Here is a 22920-nt window from a genome sequence, read left to right on the forward strand (position 1 = left end):
TATTCTATCAAAGAGTACTAAGTGTCTAATAATCAGAGTACAGCCAAAGGATATATCGATCAGTTGGTTGTTAAAGCTATTGAGAAAAAGAAACTGAATGAGCAAAGGCTAGCAGAAAAAAATAAGCCGAAGCTTGAGTACGTGCTTTTTTCACAGTTTGATGTATTAGACAAGCTTCCTTCTAAAAATGGTAAGACAACGGTTTACCATCTTGCAAAAAAAGGGCAGCCAGAGAAGCAAATCTGTTGCAAAGTTATCAATGATGACTCGCCAGAATTTGCGAGCAAAATGTTGATTAACGAAGCGAGCAGGCTGGAGCTTTCTCAACACCCTAGCGTGGCTAACTTTGTAAAAATCGGCAACGAATTCGAACGCCCATATTTGATGTACGAGTGGATCCAAGGTGAATCACTGGCAGAAAAAATGGAGCGTCATTCTTCTAAAGGCTTCCGCCACGACCACATCGCTTGGTTGGTGTATCAACTCGCTGGCGCTCTAGAGTTTATGCATACAAGAGGTATCTGCCATCTTGATATTAAACCATCTAACGTATTAGTGAGTGAAGGCGATTACGTTAAGCTCATTGATTTCGGCGCTGCTCGTTACATTGGAGAGACAGAACCTTACGCAGAAGCAAGCTTGAGCTACGCTTCCCCTCTTTATATAGAAACTGGCATCGCGGAACCGCAAGATGATGTTTACTCTCTCGCTTTGCTCGCTGGACACCTATTTTTAGGATCAATATTTGGTGATGCTTGGAATAAGCAGTTAAAAGATCGAAAGCGTCCGGCTTTGATCCCGGTTCATATTTGGAAATTGCTGAAAGAAGTCATCAACAAACCAAGAGGGCATGGCTATACCGCTATTTCTTTTGCTCAACAGTTAGCGCGAATCGATACGCAATCAATTAGCTCAAATTCTAACGCACCAATTTTCAGTAGCTTGCGTAACGCGGATTTGCTGCTTACACACTGTAAGCCAAATGATAAAACGGCGTACGGTCGCTTTAAAATATTAGAGGCGAGCTTAGTGCTGAGTGTGCTGGCAACAGCAGGAAGTTATTTATATCAACAGAATAAAGATCAATTGGATGCCATTTTTTCCCGAGGTGTCACTACTGTAACTCACGTTATTACGCCCTCTGAAACGGCTTCTTTTTTAGCTCAGCCTCCATGGAAAATCAAAGAAGAATTGTCTCAAGCTACTCAGAGTATTGATATGACAGTAGCTTATCGAACAGCATATCAAGCTCAGCAGTTAAGCCTCTCGAATTTATATGAAGAAAAACAGGCTCAGTTAACGTCGTATCAATCGTTAGCGGATGGCTTACCAATGGCATTAGTCGAATTACGTAAAGAGCTTGTCACCTTGCGAGAAACCCTTGTTCGTGACGGTGCCCTGTTTCCATATGCGGATGAGGCGTTGACTAAAGTGATGTCTGGATTAAATGTCGCGTCTATCGATTCCATGAAAGTATCTGCCATAGCTGGCAGTCGAGATAAGCAGATTGCTCGCTTAATTTTAGATGGTGAAGCTAAGCTCGCAGAAAATGAAATGAAAGAGGCATGGTTGTTAAACCAGTCACAAGCCTATTTCTACAACCAAATCTTACCAAAGGCTGTGATGGAAAATATTAATGACTCCATCGATAAACATGCAGAGGCGCACTTTTACACCAAAGCAATTGAAGAAGCTGAATTAGCCAAAGCCTACTTCGGTAATACGCCAGAACTAGACAAAAAAATAAAGGATTTAATCGTCGCAAGAAGCGAATTTATTTTGTTTAGCACCGTGATGGAGCAATCCGTTTACGACAAACAAAAGCTACATGAATCCCTTGCCGATTTAGAACGGAATGCACCAAGTAAATTTACAGAAATCACGAAAATTCTAGATAGCATGGCGTCGGATGCGATAGAGCAGAGCCATCGATTATCTAAGCCAGCAAATGGCGCAATTGCGGTAGCGCGAGCGTTGAGAGATTACTTGACTGAAGGAGACGTGAATTTTGTCCAACATTGATATCGACCGTCTGCTTAATCCTATTTCTGATGAATCTCCAGTGGGAAACGATGCCCGTTACGAGTTTTGCTATGAAATGATGGAGTCCGAAGTGAAGAAATTCGGTTCCTTGTTTGGCGAAACAGTAGATTGGAGCGTGGTAAAAACGCACGCGACCGAAGTTCTAGAGCACCACAGCAAAGACTTAAAAGCCATTTGTTACCTCGTTCGCGCGCTAACAGAAGAGTTTGGTCTGCAAGGCTTTGAACAAGGTCTAAAGCTGCTTAGTGAGGCGTTAAGTCGCTTTGGCGTTGAATTGTATCCTTCCCGAAAGCGGGGTCGAGATGGCGCGGTCGAATGGTTGAACCATCAGTTTAAACTGGTCAGCAGCAAGTTAGCGGAAAGCGCTCAGTCATGGGATTTGGTATCAAACTGCATTTCGACTATTGAAGAAGTGCAGCGTCAATACGACGAGGTTTATCAAGACTCAGAAGCGGATTTCTTTGAGATTCGCACTCAACTCAATGTTTTATCTCAACAAGCGGCGGCTGATGAGCAGAGCGATGATGCAGTCGTTAACGTCGAACAAGCGGCGCCTGCACCAGCTACGCAGCCTGCTGCCGAAGAAACGCCAGCGCAGAGTGAAGTGCAAACCGCACCGGTGAAGGCGGTTCCGCCGGCCCCTAAACCTGCGCCAGTTAAGAAAGCGGTAGCAAAAGAAGTCGATGTCGATACGGACTTCTCTTCGCCGACGGCTTCTAAGCGCACCTTGAAGAAGGTTGCGGAAGTCATGCTTCATGCGAACCCAAGTGATCCGCTGGCTTACCGGATTTATCGTCATCTGACTTGGGATGACATTGATGGTCTACCCGACCACCAAAATAATCAAACGTCTTTGAGCTTGGCAGTGTCGTCCGATCAACAAGCGGAATACCGAGATAAAGCTGACCAAGAAAGCGACATCGACACGATTAAGCGTTTGGAGCGCACATTAACGGATGCGCCGTTTTGGCTGACGGGCCATTACTTCGTGTATTCGATGCTTAATAACTTGGGCTTTGATGATGCAGCGCTTGCTGTGAAACAAGAAGTGACGCGTTTTGTTGAATCGCTAGAGGGCATCGAGCACCTCTCATTTAAGAATTCTATACCATTTGCAGATGAAGCGACCTTGAGCTGGTTATCGACTCAAGATACTACTTCTTCGACTTCTCAACCCGTTGTTCAAACGGTTGTGATTTCGCAGGAAGACTCGCTGCCAATGGAGGATATCACTCTAGAAAATCTAGGGGAATGTGCCGCAGAGCTTGCCCACAAACTTGAGCTGGATAGCTCGGGACGTGGGCAGTTCATGCTGTATTTACAATTGATAGCAGCTTACCAGTCTGTTGGATTATACCCGTTGTGTTTGCCGTATCTTGAGAAGGGGTGGGAAGTACAAAAAGCGTTTAATCTCGCGAGCTGGGAACCCCACTTATCGTCACAGTTAGAAGACCTAATTCGAAAAACACTCCATCGGTTATTTGGAAGCAAGGATCTTCTACCTGAGAAGTATGAAGAGTGGAAAGCAATTTACGACTAATTAAAGAGTTAGATAAGGAACGAATTATGTCACGTGACGGCTCGGTGGCTCCTAAAGAGCGAATTAATATCCGTTATGTTCCAGCAACTGGCGATACGCAAGAAGACGTAGAGCTGCCGCTAAGCATGATGGTAGTTGGCGACTTTACTGCGCGTGCAGATGAGACACCAATTGAAGAACGTACTCCAATTAACATCGACAAAGACAACTTTAACGAAGTGCTAGAGGGCATGTCTCCAAACGTTAAAGTCAACGTTGAAAACCGTCTTTCTGATGAAGAAGGCGGCCAGATTGGTGTTGATCTGACGTTCCAAAACATGAAGGACTTCTCACCTGAAGCGATCGCGAAAAGTGTACCTGAACTAAACAGCCTACTTGAGCTTCGCGAAGCCTTGGTTGCACTTAAAGGTCCTCTAGGAAATGTTCCTGCGTTCCGTAAGAAGATCGCATCGGTTCTTCAAGATGAAGAAGCGAGAAAGAAACTGTTGGATGAACTAAGCATTGGCAACGACCAAGACGCGAAAGAAGAGTAAGGGATATCATGTCTGCAGAAGCACAAGCGCCAGAACAAGAAGCAGCCTTAGTTGAATCAGGCTCACTTCTGGATAGCATTCTTAACGAAACACGTTTAAAGCCAAGTGATGAAGGTTTTGACGTTGCAAAACGCGGCGTAGAAGCATTCATCAGTGAGCTACTAAGCAGTTCGAACACAGAGAAAGTCGACCAATCTCTGGTTGATCTGATGATCTCTGAAATCGACCAAAAATTGTCTAAGCAAGTTGATGCAATTCTTCACAACGAAGAAGTTCAAGCGATTGAATCAACGTGGCGTGGCCTTAAGTACCTGGTTGATCACACTGACTTCCGCGAGAACATTCAAATTGAACTGATCTCTGCGAAGAAAGACGAAGTTCTTGATGACTTCGAAGACGCTCCAGAGGTGGTGAAGTCTGGCCTGTACAAGCAAATCTACACACGTGAATACGGCCAGTTCGGTGGTAAACCTGTTGGCGCCGTCATTTGTGATTACGCTATGTCTGCCTCTTCGCCTGACATCAAACTGATGGAATACATGGCGAACGTAGGCGCAATGTCTCACGCACCATTCATCACGTCGGCATCGGCTAAATTCTTTGGCCTAGACAGCTACGAAGAGCTGCCAAACCTAAAAGATCTGAAGTCTGTATTTGAAGGTCCACAGTACGCGAAATGGCGTGGTCTGCGTGAGCACGAAGATGCACGTTACCTAGGTCTATGTACATCTCGCTTTATGCTACGTACGCCTTACTCTGTTGAAGACAACCCAATTAAGGCGTTTGACTACGATGAGCAAGTGACAGACAGCCATGATAACTACCTATGGGGTAACTCAGCGTACGCGATGGCGTCTAAGATCAGTGAATCATTTGCTAAGTACCGTTGGTGTCCGAACATTATTGGCCCTCAAAGCGGTGGTACTGTACAAGATCTACCGGTTTACAACTTTGAAGCTATGGGTCAAATCGAGACTAAGATCCCAACCGAGATCCTGGTTTCTGACCGTCGTGAGTACGAGCTAGCGGAAGAAGGCTTCATTGCGCTAACCATGCGTAAAGGTTCTGACAACGCGGCGTTCTTCTCTGCAAACTCTGTTCAAAAACCAAAAGTGTTTGCGAACACGCCGGAAGGCAAACAAGCCGAGATGAATTACAAGCTAGGTACTCAGCTTCCTTACATGTTCATTATCAACCGTTTAGCGCACTACATCAAAGTGCTACAGCGTGAGCAAATTGGTTCTTGGAAAGAGCGTTCTGACCTAGAAATCGAATTGAACAAGTGGATTCGTCAATACGTTTCTGACCAGGAGAACCCGCCAGCGGAAGTTCGTGGTCGCCGCCCACTTCGCGCTGCGAAGGTTGAAGTATCAGACGTAGAAGGCGATCCAGGCTGGTACAAAGTATCGATGTCTGTACGTCCTCACTTCAAGTACATGGGCGCCAGCTTCGACTTGTCTCTAGTTGGTAAGCTAGACCAATAACCCATTACTGAAACCATCAAGCAGCCAGTGAAGACTGGCTGCTTTTTTCGTAGGACCGCATATGGAAAAAGGTTACCGTCTTTTAGAGCGGATCGAGCTAGGAGAACCAAAAAACTGCTACGAGAAAGTGGTGTCTCATAAGCATTTGATTGAATCCATTCACTCGCATCTCGCTGACTTGTTGAATACGCACTCCGGCAACGCAATGATCGACAATGAGTATGGTCTGCCAGATTTTAACGACGTACTTTCTAACAACACAAACCTCGTTCGCCATATTCAAAAAAACATCACGTCAACCATAGAGCGCTTTGAGCCCCGACTGCTTAATGTCGAGGTTCATTACCGTGAAGACCACCATAATCCATTACAACTCGGCTTTGGTATTCGCGGCGAAGTTTCCCATAACGGCGGTAAAGTCCCAATGTCGATCGATGTCTACATGGGAACCGACGGCCAATTTAACGTTTAGTAGGTGCCACTTGAGTAACAGTAAATACTTTCAAGATGAACTCACGTATTTACGCGAGTCGGGTAGTGAGTTTGCCAAATATCATCCGAAGTTAACTCACTTTCTCTCTGAAGGAACTTTTGATCCAGATGTCGAACGATTGCTGGAAGGTTTTGCTTTTTTGACCGGACGCATCCGCGAAAAGATTGACGATGAACTTCCTGAGCTAACGCAATCTCTGATGACTTTGCTGTGGCCACATTACATGCGTTCGATCCCGTCTTTGTGCATTAGCGAACTAAAACCGCATACCGGAAGTGTTACTGAGAAAACCGTGGTGAAACGTGGTGCGGAAATGGCCAGCGAGCAGGTAGAAGGCACGCAGTGTTTGTTCCGTACTTGTTATGACGTCAATCTATACCCAATTACGATTACTAACATTGAACAAACTAACAGCCGCACCAGTTCGATGATTGATGTGACGTTATCGACGGAGCATGGCCTTGAGCTGTCTCGGATAGGTTTAGACACGCTGCGATTGCACCTGCATGGTGAGATTCATATTACTCGCACTGTCTTCTTATGGCTGTTCCGTTATCTAGATTACGTCGAGCTAGATGTTGGTGGTGGCTACAAACACCGCCTAGGGCCAGAATACGTTAAGCCAGTGGGGCATGAAGAAGACGAAGCGCTGCTGCCTTACAGTAAAAACTCCTTCGCAGGTTACCGCTTGCTGCAAGAATTCTTCTCTTTGCCAGATAAGTTCATGTTCTTCGACATCAAGGGTTTAGAGTGGTTAAAAGGCATTCCCCAACGCAGTACGGTCAAAATCAAATTCCACTTTAAGCGTGCTTTGCCTTCAGAAGTGGTGCTTAAAGATAAACACTTAAGGTTGCACTGCACACCTGCCGTCAACTTGTTTGAAAAAGACGGCGATCCAATCCGTTTAGAGCATCGACGAAACGAGTACAAGGTGCGTCCACAAAGTAACACTCAGGAGCATTACGAGGTTTATTCCATTGAGCAAGTGGAGAGCTGGAGTAAAGACGAGCGTCGCCGAAAACCACTGATTGAATTTGAATCGTTTGAGCACCAAATCAACCAGCGTGATAAGCGAGAGTTCTACAAATCCAAAGTGGGCGAGCGAGTAAGCGGAAGAGGGTTAGAGCGCTATATCTCATTCCATACTCACAATGGCGACATCGCGGATTTAGGGACTGAAACAGTATTGATGAAACTGCAATGCAGTAACGCGGACTTAGCGGAGCGCCTGTCAGTAGGAGATATCACGTACGCGACGCACAAATCGCCAACGTATGCGACGTTTAAAAACATTACTAAGCCAACACAGTCAGTAAGTCCTCAGGTTAATGGTGAGCTTCAATGGCAGTTGATTGCCAACATGTCGCTCAACTACTTGTCTTTGGCCAATATCGATGTGTTGAAAGTGTTGCTCTCGACTTATGATTTCCACTCTCGAGTCGATAGACAAGCCCACCGCGCGTCGATTCATCGACTTGATGGCATTATTTCTTCAGAGATGAAACCAATCGATCGCGTATTTCGTGGTGTATCTGTGCGTGGTAACCAATTCAAGCTCGTGACGGACTCTAAGTTCTTCGTAAATGAAGGCGATATGTTCCTTATGGCCACGGTATTGAATGAATTTATCCGTTTGTATTCGAGTGTGAACTCCTTTACCGAACTAGAGGTGTTCGATGAAGCGACGGGCGAGGTTTACAACTGGGCAAGCCTAATCGGGCAGCAGACGATACTATGATTAACACACTTTCTGATAAGTCGAATGAGTTTAGTTTCTACCAAGCGGTGTTGCTGTTAGAGAAACACTACCAGCTGGAGCCAAACTCAAATTTTGTTGCCGTGGGCGAGAACAAATACTTTCACCAAGAGCGAATTGAGTTCAGCGTGTCGCCAAACCTGTGCTTTCCAAAGAGTGATATGGACTTTATTACTCATATGGAAAGAAACGGACAGCAATATTCACGTATTGAGACGAACTTTCTTGGCTTGCATGGTTCAAGCTCGCCCCTGCCTGCGTCTTACACTGAGAAACTCGTCGGTCGTGATCCCGATGATAACCCAGTGAAGGATTTCTTCGACTTTTTCCACAACCGCTATACAAGCTTACTGTATCGTGTTTGGAAGAAATACCGATATCACGTGCAGTACAAAAGCGGGGCAAGCGATGCTTTTTCTGGGCGCATACTGCATTTGGCTGGTCTTTCTAGCGTTATGCAAGATTGTGAAGTAGCGGAGTTAGATCGAGCGAAAGTTCTGTCTTACGTGAACCAGTTATCTACGCGTACACGCTCACCCAAGCTTATTTCCGGTATTGTTTCGCACTACTTTTCGCTGCCGAATGTGCGAATCGAAGAATGGGTTTATAGACGCGTAGAAATCGCTGAAAGCCAGCGTAACAAACTCAATCGTTCCAATTGTGTATTGGGGCAAAGCTTACACTTGGGACAAAGCATTGCGGATTTGAACGGCAAGTTTAACTTGTGTATCGACAACATTGATTTTGAAACGTTTAAGCAGTTTTCCTACGATGGTGAGTTACATAAGACGCTGGTGGGCTTGATGCGCTTTATTCTGCGTGACCCAATGTCGTGGGACCTAAAGTTGACAGTTAACCTCGACAGTATTCCAGAAAACAAACTGGGTAATGGAAAAGGGAACCAACTAGGTCAAACGTTCTGGCTTGGCAACCCAGGTGATAAAGACGCCAAAATTCGACTTATCGGAAGCATATAAGAAAGCCGCTCAACGAGCGGCCCTTTATGTTTTCCTCAAAGAGGTCAGAAAAGCTTAACGACTGATCGGCTGGTGCAGTACAACGGTAGTATCAAGCCTTTGAATGCCGTTAAATGATTCAATTTCATTACAAAGATGATGAATAGACTGCAGGTCGGGCGCTTCAATTAGGGCAATAATATCAAAGTTGCCACCAACAACGCTCGTTAAGCGAACCTCAGGGATTTCTTTAAGTGCATTCGTTACATCATTCTTCTTACCCTTTTCACAAGAGATCAGTAGATAACTAGCGGCTTTTCGCCCTTCATTTTCTACACGAATCTGTGCGGTATAGCCTTTGATAATACCGGTCTTTTCTAAACGATTAATTCTTTCTGCTACTGCTGTTCGAGACAAACCAATGTTTCGGGATAGATTCGCAATCGACTCTCGCCCATTCGACAATAGACTTGAAAGTATTTTTCGATCTAATTTATCTAAACCTTGTAAAGTCATGTTTGAAATCATGTGTTCTGCCTATTTTGTTTTTATATTGTTATTAAATCGACTCTGGGAGCGTAAAGTTATACAGCTCAGCAAGAGTGAATGGGTTTTTCTGTGTCAACGGAGTGATGCGTAAGCTCAAGTCCCTCCCTGACACTTTTATGTCACTGACAAAGCTGCCGTTATGAGTGTTTGTCAAGGTCGAGTCACCTAGCAATCTGTATATCGCCCATTGACCACTCTTATTTAAAACGTGCTGTCTGCCTTCATCGGTTACATCCTGGAGTGTGATACTAATATTGAAGTCACCATTTTGCGGTGGCCATGCCATTTCACGAATGCGGCTTGGACCGTGGTAGTAACTTATATTGGTATCTGCAATTTTTAAGCTCGCTCTAATCGCACTAGAATCAAGATCGAGTACTCTTGCACTAAACGGAATATGAACGCGGTTAGTGCTTTTATTAATTAATGTGTCTCGAATAACGTTATAGTTACGCAGTTGCACTAACAGAGCCGGAGAGATTGGCATCGTCTCGCCATCCACCTGTTTGGGCGTCCATAAATTGGTATCGTAGAACGGTGCAAAATTTTTCTGAATAAATGTGTCTAACAAGCCACCTGAAGCAAACAGTAATTCAAAATCTTCAATTGAGATTTCCTCGGTCGCTGTTAGATCAAATGGGTATCGTCCCAGCCCTATCTCTTTAAACTTGGTGTAAATCTCGCTGTACCATTGGGTTTGAATGCCTTTAGCGGACTCTTTAATCATGACTGACCAGCTTTGTTGAACCACATCTAACAACCAGCTACGAACGGGTTCCGGTGATTTTTGGGCAATCTGTTTAAGTTTGATTAATGGGTCAGCTTCACTGCTGTTCATTCGATGCTGAGCTGCCGCTAGCGCCGCCATTTGCGGGTCAGGTGCATCAGCGATGTCTTTCATATATGTGCGAACACGGCTTAACGCTGTTACGGTCTCATCCCAAGGAGTAGGGGAGTTTGGTGTTTCACTGACCTGAAGTTGGTTTAATAAGTGAAAAGCTTGTTCAACACGTTTCATCAACAAGTAATCAGGCTTAACTACTTCCTCTACTGCGTCTGATGCGGAGTCTGCCGCTGCCACGAGTTTCGGGTCTAGTTTTGAAATCAGAGCATTTTTTTCACCAACGGGTGAAAATTGTGTGTTGGCATAGACCTGTTTCAGTACGGTTGTCATTGGTGAAGAAGGGCCCGAGATTAAGTCTATCGCGTTCGTTAGATCGCCGACATTGTCATAGTTCTGGACTTTTAGTTCACTCAGCGCATTGCGCCAATTACTGATGTAGTCATCAGTGTATTTTTTACGTACTTCCTCTTTGAAGGCTTCTTGTTCTTCACTAGTAGGAATAACGTGTTGTGACAGACCTAAAACCCAGTTGTCACTGATGACTTGTTGTGACATTAGGTCCACGCGTGGTCGATAAAAAGTGCTAAAACCAGTGGAGGTATAGATCTTATCTACGATCAAGCGTTCGCTATCGATTGGTGTGTTGAATACATTGCTAAACTCAAAACCCACAGCTCGTTGCAGATCTAGGGTTCCTAAATCAATCGAATTTGCTTCGTTTAAAATGCCTGCATAAACGAGATCAACATTCGAATTTGCTAGCAATGAGCGACGTGTTGCGCGAACAAGATCCATATTGATATCAATTGGCTCAAACTGCGTGCGAAAGTAAGCGTCCAAATAGCGCATCGCCTGATTGACGACGTCACTTTGGTTGCTCAAGTCGTTCATCATTTGGAGAGTTTGATGACGCAAAAAACGGGTATCACGCTTTGTTGGATCGTTTAGCATTAGATACCCCTTCAATAGAGGTAAAGCGCGTGTAAAAGTGTTTTGATTTTGTGTCAGTTGTAGACGGTAACCTTTCTCAATGAGAGGTATCAACTGTTGAGCAACGTCCTTAAGTAATGCTTCGTATGCGATGCGAGTGCTTTGATCCAAACGGCTAATGTTGAGTGGTAATATCTCTTCATCCAAAGCCTTAGAACCTTTAAGCCACGCCCCATAAGAAGGCTCTATTGCTTTCGTCGCCTTCGCTAAAAGCTCTTTGAATCTTGCATCTTGTTCCACTTGTGATTTGTCATCGATACTCAAGAGTTGATTTATCACATGTAAGTTACTGTCTAATGTCGTGAAAAAGAAGTAACTGCCCCCAGTAAGCAGGATAATAGAGCCGAGTATTGCCAAACGGCTTTGTCTCTGAATTAGACGAAGATACGTCTTGTTTTCGCCCGCAAAGTCGCTTTCCGGCAATATTTGTGAATCAATCAGAAAGCGAGAGAAATAAGGCGTTTCTGTTAACTGAGTATGCTCTGACGCGATAATAGGTAAGTTGAAGTAATTACTACAACTTTTTGCAAGTAAATTGTACTTGCGACCGCCTTGCAGACTCGAACTAAAGAAAATCTCACGGATGTCTAGTGAATAGACACCGTTGTTAACATCACATAGACGCTCAAGCACATAGCTGACCTCAGACTGACATAGCTCAAACTGCTTAGGAAAAGCGAGTATTGCTTGTTTCTCATCAATGTCCGTTGAATTAGCGGATGCATCTAGCGCATTACTTTCAAGCACTCTCACTAGATTTCGATAGCTATCGCGGTAGTACTCTGCAAATACACCTTTGGCTTCTTTTAGTGGGATAGAGAGGAACTCAACACGTGTCTTGAGAGAGCTAAAGTGCATGTATTCTTTAAAGCCATCTAACTTGTCTAGCTTTGACATAATCAAATAGATTGGCAATGCCGAAGACGTTTTAGAGTTGATGCTACTCAAGCGCGCCAATAACGACGAAATGGTGTACTCTTTTTGCTCTGGCTCAGAGACGATCATGAACTCGAAATCGGTGAAGAATAGACAGCCTGAAAATGGCTTTCGAGGTCGATGATGAATAACTTCTTCAATGAACGTATTCCATAAAGAAGCATCACTGCTTGATACTTCCTGGAACACTAAGCGTTGGTCTGGTTTGATGTATACAGCGCTGTCAGATTCGTACCATTCAAAAAAGTCATTCTTAGCGGTTCTAGTGCGATCCATCGGTTTGATTGCACTAGAATTAAATAAAAATTGACGTCGCCCTGACCCTTTATTACCAAGCATCAGGTAAATTGGTTTCTTGCCTGAGTTAGCAAGAAGAGGCTGGATAACCATAGAAAGTGCTTCTTCCTCGGTTTCCAAATGTTGAGCTTTAGCGTTGTTCTTTTTCTTCAACCATAATGTGAATTGAAAAGTGACGTAAACAATGGCGATAGCACCAAGGGTCAGCCAAAGATAAAGTTGATCGATTTCGTCAAGAAAAAGCAGATAAATAGTGGTGATAATTGCAGCCACTAAAAACATCAATATAGTAGAAATCACCACTGGATTTCTAAACAGTTTTTGTTTGAACATAAGCCTAAAACTTCTTTAATTGTATTGTTATTTATTGTCAGTTTTTTCAGCTTGTAGCTGACTCAATTTATATAGGTAGATGTTCAGTAAAAGGGTTGCGCGGTCAATTTCCTTTTGCTGTGAATACTTTTCAGCGTATTCAATACGACCTAAAAGCGGGAATAACGAGTTACTGTATTCGTACGCCTTTTCAGAGTTCTTATCTACATTCTGTCTAGCTACGTTGGCAAACACCGTTCTTGCGTCTGAGAATCGCTTATAAACATCCATAAACTGGTCTTCTAAATGGGCGCTCTGTGTCAAAAAGTTCTGACGTAGTTGCTGTGCAGAAGACGAATCCGGATAGATCGCGATTAATTCATTGGTCAAGCTATCGAGCTCGCTGACGTTACTTACTTTTGCCGAGTCTAAAAACCAGTTATTCATCATAATATCGACACGATTAATGGCCTGCGTTTTCAATGACTGAGCATATTTTTTATTTTCGTAATCTAACGAGGCGACCAAATTTACAAGTTCATTAAGTGAAGCTTGATTAATTTTTTGTTCCAATGTTCGATAACGTTGTTGCTCGTACATGAAATGTGAACATATCGCAGTAACAATCAAACCAATAACGAAGTAGATCATAAATCGACCAGACTTTGCCGGTGATGCTTTCTCTTGGCTATTTAGGTTGGGTGGTGACACCGGTGCTGGAGAGGGAGACACATTCACTTTAATTTCAGGTGCCTTCTGCGTTGCTGCAGGAGCGCTAGTGTTGGCTTGTTTTTTCTCGCGTAACTCAGCCGCAATCTGTTGTTCTTTTATCTGCTCAATCCATTGATTCAAAATACGGCGAATGCGACCTAATGACGGCGCTTCAATACCGTAATGAAGACGAAGCTCTTCCTCAATCCTCAAGCATAACTGATGTGCTGCCTCTATCAATGGAAGCTCTTCTGGTAACGCTCGATGCTTATTAATTCGTTTTTCAGTATGCTCTACCATCCATTCAATAGCGCTCATTCGTGCCTTTGACTTTGAATGCTCTGGATACGCGTTGAACCAATATACGACACACACATCAAGTATTGAGTTTAACCCTTCAACAAGGCCTCTTAAGCCGTCGTTATAGGTTGACGCAACGGTAAAGTAACAGCAACAACGTAGGTCTTTCGCTTGGGTACTCAAGATCTTTTTTGAGAGTGTTTGAACCGTTTTCCACGAGACTCTCCCTGTGACTTTATTCAGGTTGTTTATTTGACGTTTAATTTCGTCAAAATCCTCAGAACCATTAGGATTAGAGCCGCTTGGGTTATTTTCATCGATTGGTCTTCGAGCGAAGTCGGTAAAAAACATAAGGAAAGTTCCAACTGATCATATAGAAGTATTAAGTTATATAGGATTTCACTACTGTTATATTAAATTATAAGCAGTGCACATCTGCCGCAATTCTATAGACAAAATAAGCGGATTAGATAATAAAAATTCATTAAAAGAAATTAAATTACTTTTAGTGTGATCTTTGTTCATAATATTAATATCAATAGTTAAGTCTATTTATAAGAAGAAACTTATATATGAAGATGAGAACGTTGATTAAAAAGTAACTAAATTGTTATCGGAGATTACGGTTTGTTCAATTAGCAATCAAATTCTGTGACTTCTATTTAAATAGAAAGATTTACTGTCTCGTCACTTAATCTGTAGTCGGTTCTTTAGTTTTTGTTTGTAGGTAAAACAACCAACCTGATAGTTGAAATGTATTAAATTATAGGTGTTTTTTTAGGCTTATTGAAAAAGAGAATATAATTGATATCTTTCGCCTCTAAGTAGAATATCGGTTTTCCTAGAGGGACGAAATGCTAAAACCAAGTCAAATTGGGCTGATTTCAGCCATGTGTCTATTTTCTTCTGTTGCAATGGCAAAAGGGGAGCGATATGGACTCTCTACCAGTATGTTGACTATCGATAGCATTAAATACGATGAAGGTAAAAGTGGTGAGCAGGATACGCTTAGGTTCGGCTTGGTTCATACTCGTCCTATTGATGAAAACAATAACCGTTGGCGTTGGTGGTTAGGGCTAAACTATCTAGCAGAAGATATTGAAGCGCCAGCAAACGGCTTATATCAAGAAGCGACGAACTATGAACTTCGTGTTGTTCCTCAATATGCGTTGACTTCTTGGAGTGTTTTCACGCCATACGTTGGTGCGGGCTTGTCTGTCGGTTACTCGCAATATTCTAATCGCTGGCAAGTAGACCAAGAGGGCTATCGTTATGAGAGTGTTGAAGACATCGACCAGTTTGAGTTAGGTGCGGTTGTGACCCTTGGTACTGCTATAAAGTTAGGCAGTAATCCTGACGCCCATATACAAATTATCCCGCAGGCCTCTTATATCCTTCCGGTTGTAAATGATGGAATTGGTGGGCTTGAACTATCAGTTTCTTTGCTCTTTTGAGGTTCGTAAATGTACTCAAATCAGCTAGTTTTATTTATCTCAAAGTGTCCAGAGGAATACACCGGTGCAAAGCATATTGAAATGCCTGAAAGTGGTGGTTCGATAGGTCGTTCCCCAAGCTGTAGCGTGTCTTTAGCCGATCACAACCGCTTTATATCGGGCACTCATTGTTTGCTCAGCGTGTATGGAGATACCTATTATATAAGTGACGTATCAACTAACGGCACAATGGTAAATGGGAATAAAATATTAAAAAATCAACCCGTTGCGATAGTTGATGGCGACATCATTTCTTTAGGGCAATATGAGATTGGTGTTTCTCTTGAGCACGTTACCTCAACACTAGACATCGCCGCTGATATTGCTCCTGAGCGAGTATCTAGCGATCCTCTGGTTAGTCTAGGAGATGCGGTTGTCGAAGAGGAAGAAAAAGTCGGTGCCTTAGAGGATTTGTTTATGGAGACTAAACAGGATGACATTGATTGTCATGATCCTGTTGCTCACCTTAACTTTTCGATGCAGCGAGATGACGATTACTTAATTCGTGATAATGAGCGTACAGAATCTGAACAACCTAGAACCGTGGAAAGCACACGTCAGGTGGTCGATGACAGTTTCAGTATATATTCCGAATTTGATCAACCAAGCCTAATCCCTGAAGACTGGATGGCTGTGGAAACCAAGAGTAACGCATCAGTCAATGATGCATTAGCGCCAGAAAGCGGTGAGGTACATAGAGCCGATATTGCCTCAGCTGAGGTGATGCAACCTGGCACAGTAGCCCCAGATAGCACGATTCAAAGACAACATCGTACGCCTAATGTTACTGAGATGGTCGTAGAGCAGGCTAACACAGGGTCAAAATGGGAAGAGATGACCCAATCTTTTACGCCTTCTCCTAACACTAATCAGCAACTTCAAATACCTACGGCAGAGCACGCGATAAACAGTACGACGAAAGCACAAGTCGATACTGATGCGGCCGTTTGCTCTCAAGATATAGCGCAAGCGTTTTTTGATGGTTTGGGTATTCGAAACTCAGAGTTGATGACAAACGAGGCGCAGTTATTCAAGCAAATGGGCACTTGCTTGCGTTTATGTATTGATAACCTACAGAAAGAGTTGCACGAAGTGGAATCGTTAAAAGATGAGCAGAGTGCGAGTGAGGCTAACTCGAACATTGCAGAGCTAATGCTCACTTTGAATAGTCAGCAATTACTGGCTCCAAATGAACTGGTTGAACAAATGCTCGATGAGCTGAGCGACCACCAAGTTATGTTTAACAAAGCACTGAATGAGCTCATTTTAGAACAGTCAGAAACGAACGATCCCGTAGCATTTGCTAACAGGGTCACTAGCCAGTCTTTGTTCTCAACTAAGTCAAAGTTGTGGGCCGAATACCTAGATTTCTACACTAATAATCGTCGCCTGCTTAATGAAACATTCTTAAAAGGGCTGATTAAGAAAAACTATAACAAAGTGATTAAGGGAAACCATGCGTAGTATCGCCGTATTACTCGGATTTGCCATGTTGTCCGGTTGTTCCATGTGGGATCAATTTAAAGAGTCCACTGGTATCACACCAGAAACTTCGTCGATTGAATTGGTTATTGAGGCATCACCTGTACTCAATGTGAGAAATGGGGGCCAGTCATCTCCAGTTATTCTCCGTCTTCACGAATTAAGTTCGCCAGTATTGTTCCGAAGCTTAGATTTCTTTGCCTTGTTTGAGAGCGATAAAGCGTCGTTGGGTGATGAGTACATCAAACGTTACGAATATCAAATACAGCCAGGTGGAAAAGTTCATGAAATGCTAACTCTAGACCCTGACACTCGTGCCGTCGGTTTTTCAGTGGCTTTTCGTGATATTGATGGTTCGTCTTGGCGAAAAGTTGAAGTTATTGAAGAGAAGAGCGAGTACTACATCAAGCTCAAGTTAGAGGGCAGTGAGTTAATTTCTGATAACACTCGCGGCATTGAACAGGTTTACTTTTAAGGGATAGAAACATGTCTTTATACAATCCAGTTGTTTGGCAAGATGGAATGTTCATGAAGCCGCAGCATTTTCAACAACTCGATCGTTCGCAAAGTAAACTATCGAGCCTACTGAGTGCCAATGCATCGCCTTTGCATTGGGGAATTAAACGTTTAGAAATCAACTCTCAGTTACTAGCACTGGGTAAAATCGGTATTACTCGTGCTGAAGGTATTTTACAAGACCGGACACCATTTGAGCTTCCGTTGCTTGCTGAGCTGCCTGAAGTGAAAGATGTAGATCCTTCGATTGCCGATAAAGTCGTTTATTTGTGCTGTCCGTTACCATCGGAACGTTCTGAGTTATTTGGTACCAAAAAAGACGGTGCGCGCTATACGATGGAATCTCAAGAAGCGGTTGACGCTTGTTATGATTCGGAAGACATGGCAAATATCGTCGTCGGTAAGCTTAACTTTTGCTTAATGTACGATCATGAAGATAAGAGTGCTTACACGTCTATTCCGATCTTAAAGATCTCAGAAGTGAAGCCTGATGGCAGCGTGATCTTAGATGATAGTTTCATTCCTACCTGTATCGATATTCATGCGTCGACAGTACTGAGTAAATTTGCGACCGAGTTTGCTTCTATGTTGAAGCATCGCGCGGAATCGATAGTTCAGCGATTAGGGGTGGTGGATCAACAAGGCGTATCATCGGTTTCTGACTTTATGCTATTGCAAGCGCTCAACCGATACGAACCCTTGTTTTGGCATTTCGCAAGCACAGAAGCTGTGCATCCTGAGTCTTTGTATCGAATTCTTCTTCAGGCAGAAGGTGAGCTTTCGACGCTGTGCTCAACGACACGCCGACCTATTGAGTTTACGAAGTACAATCATGGTGATCTTACTAGCTGTCTTTCTCGCGTCCTAGACAGTGCGAAAATGACATTGAGCGTGATGTCTGAGCAAAGAGCAATTCCACTGACCTTAAAAGATCAGAACTATGGCATCAGAACGGCAGCAATCCCTGACAATAAGATCATTGATACGACAACCTTTATCCTCGCAGTTAAAGCCGACGTGACCTTGGATGTTCTGCATACCCAGTTTGTCAGCCAAACGAAGATCGGTTCTATCGATAACATACGTGACTTGATTAACCTTCAACTGCCTGGGATTGAGATCAAACCAATGCCAGTTGTGCCACGCGCGCTGCCGTATCACGCTGGCTACACCTATTTCGAGCTCGATAAAACGGGCGAAGAGTGGATGGCATTGAAGAACACTGCTGCGATTGCGATTCACGTTGCGGGCGATTTCGCTAACTTATCATTGCAACTTTGGGCCGTTCGTCTATGAGTTACGCAGAAACCGACGTCACCGTAGTCTTATTCCAACCAGAGCCTGGCAAACCAATGGAGGTAATGCCAGCGCCTGACTTGTCGAGAAACATCGCAGTACAAGATCTATCTATCGACAACATGGGTATTAACCCGCTAGTGGACCAGTTCTCATGGTTGATCGCCAGTCTGTCTTGTATGTCTTCGATCCCTTGGCTTGATGACCCGATGCCATTTCGTGAACAAGTGGCACGTGAGATTCGAAAAGGTGAACGAAAACTTAATGAAATGGAGCTCGATCGTGCTTCGGTTCTTGTTATTCGTTACTGCTTGTGTGCGGCGATTGATGAATCTGTTTGTCGACAAGAGTGGGGGGCAAATAGTCACTGGAGCCAGAACAGCTTACTGTCTGAATTCCACAACGAAACATCTGGTGGTGACAAGTTTTTCGTTATTCTCGACCGCTTAAAAGCCGACCCTCGCAAATACCGTCACGTTATAGAGTTTCTCTATTTATTGCTTCAACTTGGTTTCCAAGGCAAGTACGGCCGTGAAGAGCGTGGCAACGAAAAGTTAGCGGAAATTGGCAGCACCATTTATCGATTAGTGCGAGATGACCGCCTAGCAGAACAAGAAAAAGTTTCTTTAATCAACCTTAAAGCTAAATATCTAAAGAAGCCGTTAAAAAGGGTAATTTCACCCAAGCTGATCTTAAGTCTTAGTGCGATGACGTTTGCGCTTATGTATGCGGCAACCTACATCGTCATAGACTTAAAATTTCAGCAACTGCTTGAAATGTATAGATAACCAGAGATCTAAAATGAGATCTTCTGCCAGTTTTAGGGCTTATTGTGAATATCACTGGTCTTTTAGTGAAATTCACTAGTTATTTAGAGAGATTGCAGTTTGCGATCTCTTTTATCATTCAATCAATAAAATTCAAATGGATTGGTTATGGGCGTAACAGTTGGTGCGAATGGACTTTCGATAGTTCATAAAGGCTCAGGTGGTGAAGCGAATGCAACGCTCCCAGATGTTTGTTTAACTAAGGTCGGCAAGCCAGTCGTCCCTATCCCTTATGGCAACAATGCTAAATCAGCAGACCTTGCTGGTGGGACTACGACAGTCTCTATGGATGGCGGTAACAGTGTCGCTATCAAGGGCAGTACGTTCTCAAAAAGTACCGGCGATGCGGGCGGTGACAGAAAAGGCGTTTCCTCAGGCACGATAGAAGCCGAAGCAAAATTCATTTCAGCTTCACCAACGGTTAAGTTTGAAGGTAAGGGCGTATGTCGCCTGTCCGATCAAATGACCATGAACAAAGCCAACACTGTGTGTCTTGGCGGCGCACAAAACCCATCGGTTTCTGTGAGTGAAGAGCAGGAAGGGACGTATACGGTTGATTTGTATCTCTCATACTCAGACGGTGAACCCGTTCAAGGCGCAACATACACTCTCACAGATCAATCTGGCGCGGTGTTTGAAGGAACTCTCGACGACAACGGTAAAGCATCTGTTGGTGGCGTTGCTCCGGGGGAGTTTGCTATAGAGTACGGCGAGGACAGCCGTGATTTTATGCCAAATGTCCCAACCAAGACCAACCCGAACTTTGATCCAAGTGCAAACGCGCAGCTAATTATTGAAGAAGCTAAGCGTGGAGAAGTCGGTTTCTGGGAGAATGCGTGGAAGAGAATGTCTGGTGCTGCAAGCTGGGTTTGGGGCGTCATTCTTGGTGACTTTAACGATGATGCCTCCGTAGAACAGATTATTGCCAATACGGCCCTGACCATGATCCCTGTTGTCGATCAAGCAGCAGATGTCCGCGATTTATCAGCGAACATTATGACGTTGTTGAATGAGGAAGAACGTGAAAAGTCGGAAAACTGGCTAGCTCTTTCATTAACGCTTATCGGTTGTGTCCCGACATTTGGTAGTGCAGTCAAAGGCACTTGTAAAGTTGCGTTAAAAGGCGGTAAAGGAACATCAAAAGATACTTTGCTTGCTGTTTTAAGAGGCATGGGTAAAGGCGATCCAGAAAAATTCCTACGCACGTTAGATTGGATGGATTATGCAAAACAGACCAGCCAGATTGTTAGCGATGTTCTAAAACCTTGCATTGAAGTGGCAACTGAGTTGGCTTCACACGCAAACAGAATGGGTGCAGATGAGCTCGGTACGTATTTCTTGAAGTTAGCGGATGAGGTAAAAATCATCGATAAGATGGTACCGGATAAGCTTAAAGAAGCGATGGGCGAGTTTGATGACCTTTTTGCTCGAATTTTAGGTAAGAGTGAGAAAACTTACCCAGCAAAAGTAAAACATAATACTGGCGAGTCTGCACAGTCAGGAAAGAGTTCTGCGAAGGCAAATGAGGATAAAGGGACTAAAACAGTTCGTTGTAGAGTGTGTAAGCGGGCAATCGCCGATAAACGACATAAGAAAAAATGTGTCCTTCCAGGAAGGAAAAAATGAGTATGAGCAATAACGGTTTTTCTCGACATGTTTCTGGTGAAGCATTACTAAAGGCTAATCATATATTAGCTGAAAAATGTGATTGTCCTCTTACTGGACATCATCTGATTAGCTTTAATTTGTTCGAAAAGCTATCAACTCAGCGAACAGAACAGATGCGAAACAAAGAATACAGTTGGAACAGTTTAGACAATATAGTAATACTTCCCAGCAGTGACAAAGGTACGGCTAAAAAGGTTGCGTGCAAGTATCGATTGCCTTGGCATTCTAGCGGTCATACGGGTAGAAATACAGTAAGTAAACTTAATCTTAAGAGTGATGAACAAGTGTACTCTAATGCAGAGCCTACCTCGATGTTAAATGGAGGGAATCCAATGAAGAGGGCTAGTATGCTGAACAAAGACAAAAATAAGATTAAAGCATATCCTTCTAAAGCCTATCATAAGTTTGTAAAGCAAGAATTGCTAGAGACGTTGGAAAAGCTACACTGTGAAATGCCACCTCCTGTATATCGAAAAGAACTGAATGATCTTTCGGAAAGAATTTGTGACATGATAAGTGAATTTACGATATTGCTTCACAATACAGGAGGTGACTTTTCTCCAAAAGGAAATGGTTGTAGAAGCTCAGATTGTCAGCAAAGAACACACAAAAATACAACTTGGCCGGAGATAGAAGAAATATGGAGTGGACTTTTTTATAAGAAAGCCCTTAAGTTCAATTATCTAAAGGTTGCTAGTAAATTATAGGTTTGAGATGGAAATAGCATACATAAATGAAGACTTTAACGAGGGTGAATCATTATTTACAGCCGTTGATAGTCGGTCGTCTTTCTATGATGATAATGATTTCACTCCCACTTCTTGTATAAGTGAGATTGTGTGGAAAGATGATGATATCTATGAAATGGAAGCGTTAGATTTAATCAGAGGCGGTGCTTTTAATGTCACTAAGCCTATTGCTGAACTAATTATGAGTTTCGACCCATACGGTGTTGAAGTTTATCCCGCAAAATTAACCTGTTCCGGAGACGGAGTGTTAACTGAGCGCTACTTAATAGCAGTAGATAACTTAGTAGATGTCGTTGATTATGATAAAAGCATAAAAGTGACTGACGTAACTACTCGTTTTTACTTATCTGATGAAAAGATCAAGGAACTTCCGGATAGCAAGAGGCATGTTTTTAAACCTGTCGGAATGACAAAAACGTTCTTCTCAATCGAGTTGTTTGAAGCGCTTGTCCGTTTAGATGAGGAGGGTAAAATAAACACTAGTATCGTTGCCTTTTCATTTGATACATCCGAAGAGACGCCCCGAGTCTAGTGTAAGTAGGTAAATATAATAATGACTAACTACATAGTTTTATCTAAACAATCTTTGACTGACTTCCCATTCCAGCAAAGCCCTAAGCCAATAGTGCCAGTTGAGCCTGATTTACTGCTTGAAATGACCTTTTCTCCAAAGTTATTTATCATCAGCGATATTGCGTCAAAAGTGGAGAAACTGGTCGTACACGGAGTAGAGTGGTTAGACGCTCGTGTCGATTGTTCTCCAAGCCAACCAACAGATGATCAAATTAAAGTTTACGAAGATTATCGAATGCCTTACATCCATCAAACTTATAAATTGACGGACAAAGAAAAACAATACGGCAAGTTAAACTGGTTAGATATCAAGTCAACGGAGTTTGATTTCTCTAAATTAGAAAATATTCCCTTAGAAGAACGATTAATATTTAAACTAGAAGAAGACTTTGGATTAGTTTTTATTCACCAGAGTGTGATTGACCTTCTTAAGAAAGACGTCAAAGACGTTTGGGTAAGGGATGTATAATTAATAGCGCCGAAAGGCGCTTTTTATTTTCAGCCCTAAACCACCTACTTCAGTAGGTGGTTATCATCCGTTTCGGCTTTGCCTGTAAAACTACTCATGCTAA

The 22920-nt window shown here is 43.2% G+C and carries 19 protein-coding genes; 16 read left to right on the plus strand and 3 right to left on the minus strand.

Features of this window, described 5'->3' with window-relative positions; translation table 11 throughout:
• The first annotated feature begins 21 nt into the window (after nucleotides 1-21).
• The 7 genes from R7E38_RS12795 to tssG all read left to right on the plus strand — a co-directional run bounded on the left by R7E38_RS12795 (nucleotide 22) and on the right by tssG (nucleotide 8826).
• Nucleotides 22-2022, plus strand: coding sequence for a serine/threonine protein kinase (locus R7E38_RS12795; RefSeq protein WP_053307564.1), 2001 nt, complete (start codon nucleotides 22-24; stop codon nucleotides 2020-2022).
• Entirely contained in the window at nucleotides 2009-3583 is a 1575-nt protein-coding gene (gene tssA, locus R7E38_RS12800; protein ID WP_226083243.1) for a type VI secretion system protein TssA, read from the plus strand. Before R7E38_RS12795 ends, tssA begins: the two co-directional genes overlap by 14 nt.
• A gap of 26 nt (nucleotides 3584-3609) precedes the next feature.
• Nucleotides 3610-4116, plus strand: coding sequence for a type VI secretion system contractile sheath small subunit (gene tssB / locus R7E38_RS12805; protein ID WP_005373381.1), 507 nt, complete (start codon nucleotides 3610-3612; stop codon nucleotides 4114-4116).
• Nucleotides 4117-4124: 8 nt separating this feature from the next.
• Entirely contained in the window at nucleotides 4125-5600 is a 1476-nt protein-coding gene (gene tssC / locus R7E38_RS12810; protein ID WP_005373378.1) for a type VI secretion system contractile sheath large subunit, read from the plus strand.
• Between the two features lie 61 nt (nucleotides 5601-5661).
• On the plus strand, nucleotides 5662-6072 hold the full coding sequence (gene tssE, locus R7E38_RS12815; RefSeq protein WP_005373376.1) for a type VI secretion system baseplate subunit TssE: 411 nt from the start codon (nucleotides 5662-5664) through the stop codon (nucleotides 6070-6072).
• Nucleotides 6073-6082: 10 nt separating this feature from the next.
• Nucleotides 6083-7831, plus strand: coding sequence for a type VI secretion system baseplate subunit TssF (gene tssF, locus R7E38_RS12820; protein ID WP_017633756.1), 1749 nt, complete (start codon nucleotides 6083-6085; stop codon nucleotides 7829-7831).
• Complete coding sequence (gene tssG, locus R7E38_RS12825; RefSeq protein ID WP_226083233.1) at nucleotides 7828-8826, plus strand: type VI secretion system baseplate subunit TssG; 999 nt, start codon at nucleotides 7828-7830, stop codon at nucleotides 8824-8826. The genes tssF and tssG overlap by 4 nt, the downstream gene beginning before the upstream one ends.
• A 54-nt stretch (nucleotides 8827-8880) precedes the next feature.
• Here tssG and R7E38_RS12830 read toward each other — a convergent pair whose 3' ends face one another.
• From R7E38_RS12830 to R7E38_RS12840, 3 genes are read right to left on the minus strand one after another with little or no spacing between them, the layout of a single operon-like run.
• Nucleotides 8881-9333: an Lrp/AsnC family transcriptional regulator gene (locus tag R7E38_RS12830; protein ID WP_005373369.1), complete on the minus strand. Its 453-nt coding sequence runs from the start codon at nucleotides 9331-9333 to the stop codon at nucleotides 8881-8883.
• Between the two features lie 31 nt (nucleotides 9334-9364).
• On the minus strand, nucleotides 9365-12754 hold the full coding sequence (gene tssM / locus R7E38_RS12835) for a type VI secretion system membrane subunit TssM (RefSeq protein ID WP_226083231.1): 3390 nt from the start codon (nucleotides 12752-12754) through the stop codon (nucleotides 9365-9367).
• Nucleotides 12755-12781: 27 nt separating this feature from the next.
• On the minus strand, nucleotides 12782-14095 hold the full coding sequence (locus tag R7E38_RS12840) for a type VI secretion system ImpA family N-terminal domain-containing protein (RefSeq protein WP_172563743.1): 1314 nt from the start codon (nucleotides 14093-14095) through the stop codon (nucleotides 12782-12784).
• A 503-nt stretch (nucleotides 14096-14598) separates the two neighbouring features.
• On the opposite strand from R7E38_RS12840, the gene R7E38_RS12845 reads away from it, so the two are divergent.
• The 9 genes from R7E38_RS12845 to R7E38_RS12885 all read left to right on the plus strand — a co-directional run bounded on the left by R7E38_RS12845 (nucleotide 14599) and on the right by R7E38_RS12885 (nucleotide 22817).
• Entirely contained in the window at nucleotides 14599-15198 is a 600-nt protein-coding gene (locus R7E38_RS12845) for a hypothetical protein (protein ID WP_017633753.1), read from the plus strand.
• Nucleotides 15199-15207: 9 nt separating this feature from the next.
• The gene (locus R7E38_RS12850; protein ID WP_226083228.1) at nucleotides 15208-16701 is read left to right on the plus strand and encodes a type VI secretion system-associated FHA domain protein; all 1494 of its coding nucleotides are present in this window, start codon (nucleotides 15208-15210) and stop codon (nucleotides 16699-16701) included.
• Nucleotides 16694-17194 carry a type VI secretion system lipoprotein TssJ gene (gene tssJ / locus R7E38_RS12855; RefSeq protein WP_005386118.1) on the plus strand — a complete coding sequence of 167 codons (501 nt, stop codon included), beginning with the start codon at nucleotides 16694-16696 and terminating at the stop codon, nucleotides 17192-17194. The genes R7E38_RS12850 and tssJ overlap by 8 nt, the downstream gene beginning before the upstream one ends.
• Before the next feature lie 11 nt (nucleotides 17195-17205).
• Nucleotides 17206-18531, plus strand: a complete 1326-nt coding sequence (gene tssK, locus R7E38_RS12860; protein ID WP_005373357.1) for a type VI secretion system baseplate subunit TssK — start codon at nucleotides 17206-17208, stop codon at nucleotides 18529-18531.
• Entirely contained in the window at nucleotides 18528-19319 is a 792-nt protein-coding gene (icmH, locus tag R7E38_RS12865) for a type IVB secretion system protein IcmH/DotU (protein ID WP_005373354.1), read from the plus strand. Before tssK ends, icmH begins: the two co-directional genes overlap by 4 nt.
• Nucleotides 19320-19466: 147 nt before the next feature.
• Complete coding sequence (locus tag R7E38_RS12870) at nucleotides 19467-20984, plus strand: PAAR-like domain-containing protein (protein ID WP_085569119.1); 1518 nt, start codon at nucleotides 19467-19469, stop codon at nucleotides 20982-20984.
• Between the two features lie 2 nt (nucleotides 20985-20986).
• Nucleotides 20987-21733, plus strand: a complete 747-nt coding sequence (locus R7E38_RS12875) for an AHH domain-containing protein (protein WP_226083226.1) — start codon at nucleotides 20987-20989, stop codon at nucleotides 21731-21733.
• Between the two features lie 7 nt (nucleotides 21734-21740).
• On the plus strand, nucleotides 21741-22307 hold the full coding sequence (locus tag R7E38_RS12880; protein ID WP_226083223.1) for an imm11 family protein: 567 nt from the start codon (nucleotides 21741-21743) through the stop codon (nucleotides 22305-22307).
• Between the two features lie 21 nt (nucleotides 22308-22328).
• The gene (locus R7E38_RS12885) at nucleotides 22329-22817 is read left to right on the plus strand and encodes a hypothetical protein (protein ID WP_085569118.1); all 489 of its coding nucleotides are present in this window, start codon (nucleotides 22329-22331) and stop codon (nucleotides 22815-22817) included.
• The last annotated feature ends 103 nt before the right edge of the window (nucleotides 22818-22920 follow it).

This window comes from Vibrio sp. Vb2131, assembly GCF_033338535.1.
GTDB lineage: Bacteria > Pseudomonadota > Gammaproteobacteria > Enterobacterales > Vibrionaceae > Vibrio > Vibrio alginolyticus.

Bases quoted from the DNA above. Each gene is read 5' to 3' on its own strand.
- tssB (WP_005373381.1), top strand. From the start codon at position 3,610: ATGTCACGTGACGGCTCGGTGGCTCCTAAAGAGCGAATTAATATCCGT.
- tssC (WP_005373378.1), top strand. From the start codon at position 4,125: ATGTCTGCAGAAGCACAAGCGCCAGAACAAGAAGCAGCCTTAGTTGAA.
- tssE (WP_005373376.1), top strand. From the start codon at position 5,662: ATGGAAAAAGGTTACCGTCTTTTAGAGCGGATCGAGCTAGGAGAACCA.
- tssG (WP_226083233.1), top strand. From the start codon at position 7,828: ATGATTAACACACTTTCTGATAAGTCGAATGAGTTTAGTTTCTACCAA.
- R7E38_RS12830 (WP_005373369.1), bottom strand. From the start codon at position 9,333: ATGATTTCAAACATGACTTTACAAGGTTTAGATAAATTAGATCGAAAA.
- tssM (WP_226083231.1), bottom strand. From the start codon at position 12,754: ATGTTCAAACAAAAACTGTTTAGAAATCCAGTGGTGATTTCTACTATA.
- R7E38_RS12840 (WP_172563743.1), bottom strand. From the start codon at position 14,095: ATGTTTTTTACCGACTTCGCTCGAAGACCAATCGATGAAAATAACCCA.
- R7E38_RS12845 (WP_017633753.1), top strand. From the start codon at position 14,599: ATGCTAAAACCAAGTCAAATTGGGCTGATTTCAGCCATGTGTCTATTT.
- R7E38_RS12850 (WP_226083228.1), top strand. From the start codon at position 15,208: ATGTACTCAAATCAGCTAGTTTTATTTATCTCAAAGTGTCCAGAGGAA.
- tssJ (WP_005386118.1), top strand. From the start codon at position 16,694: ATGCGTAGTATCGCCGTATTACTCGGATTTGCCATGTTGTCCGGTTGT.
- tssK (WP_005373357.1), top strand. From the start codon at position 17,206: ATGTCTTTATACAATCCAGTTGTTTGGCAAGATGGAATGTTCATGAAG.
- icmH (WP_005373354.1), top strand. From the start codon at position 18,528: ATGAGTTACGCAGAAACCGACGTCACCGTAGTCTTATTCCAACCAGAG.
- R7E38_RS12870 (WP_085569119.1), top strand. From the start codon at position 19,467: ATGGGCGTAACAGTTGGTGCGAATGGACTTTCGATAGTTCATAAAGGC.
- R7E38_RS12875 (WP_226083226.1), top strand. From the start codon at position 20,987: ATGAGCAATAACGGTTTTTCTCGACATGTTTCTGGTGAAGCATTACTA.
- R7E38_RS12880 (WP_226083223.1), top strand. From the start codon at position 21,741: ATGGAAATAGCATACATAAATGAAGACTTTAACGAGGGTGAATCATTA.
- R7E38_RS12885 (WP_085569118.1), top strand. From the start codon at position 22,329: ATGACTAACTACATAGTTTTATCTAAACAATCTTTGACTGACTTCCCA.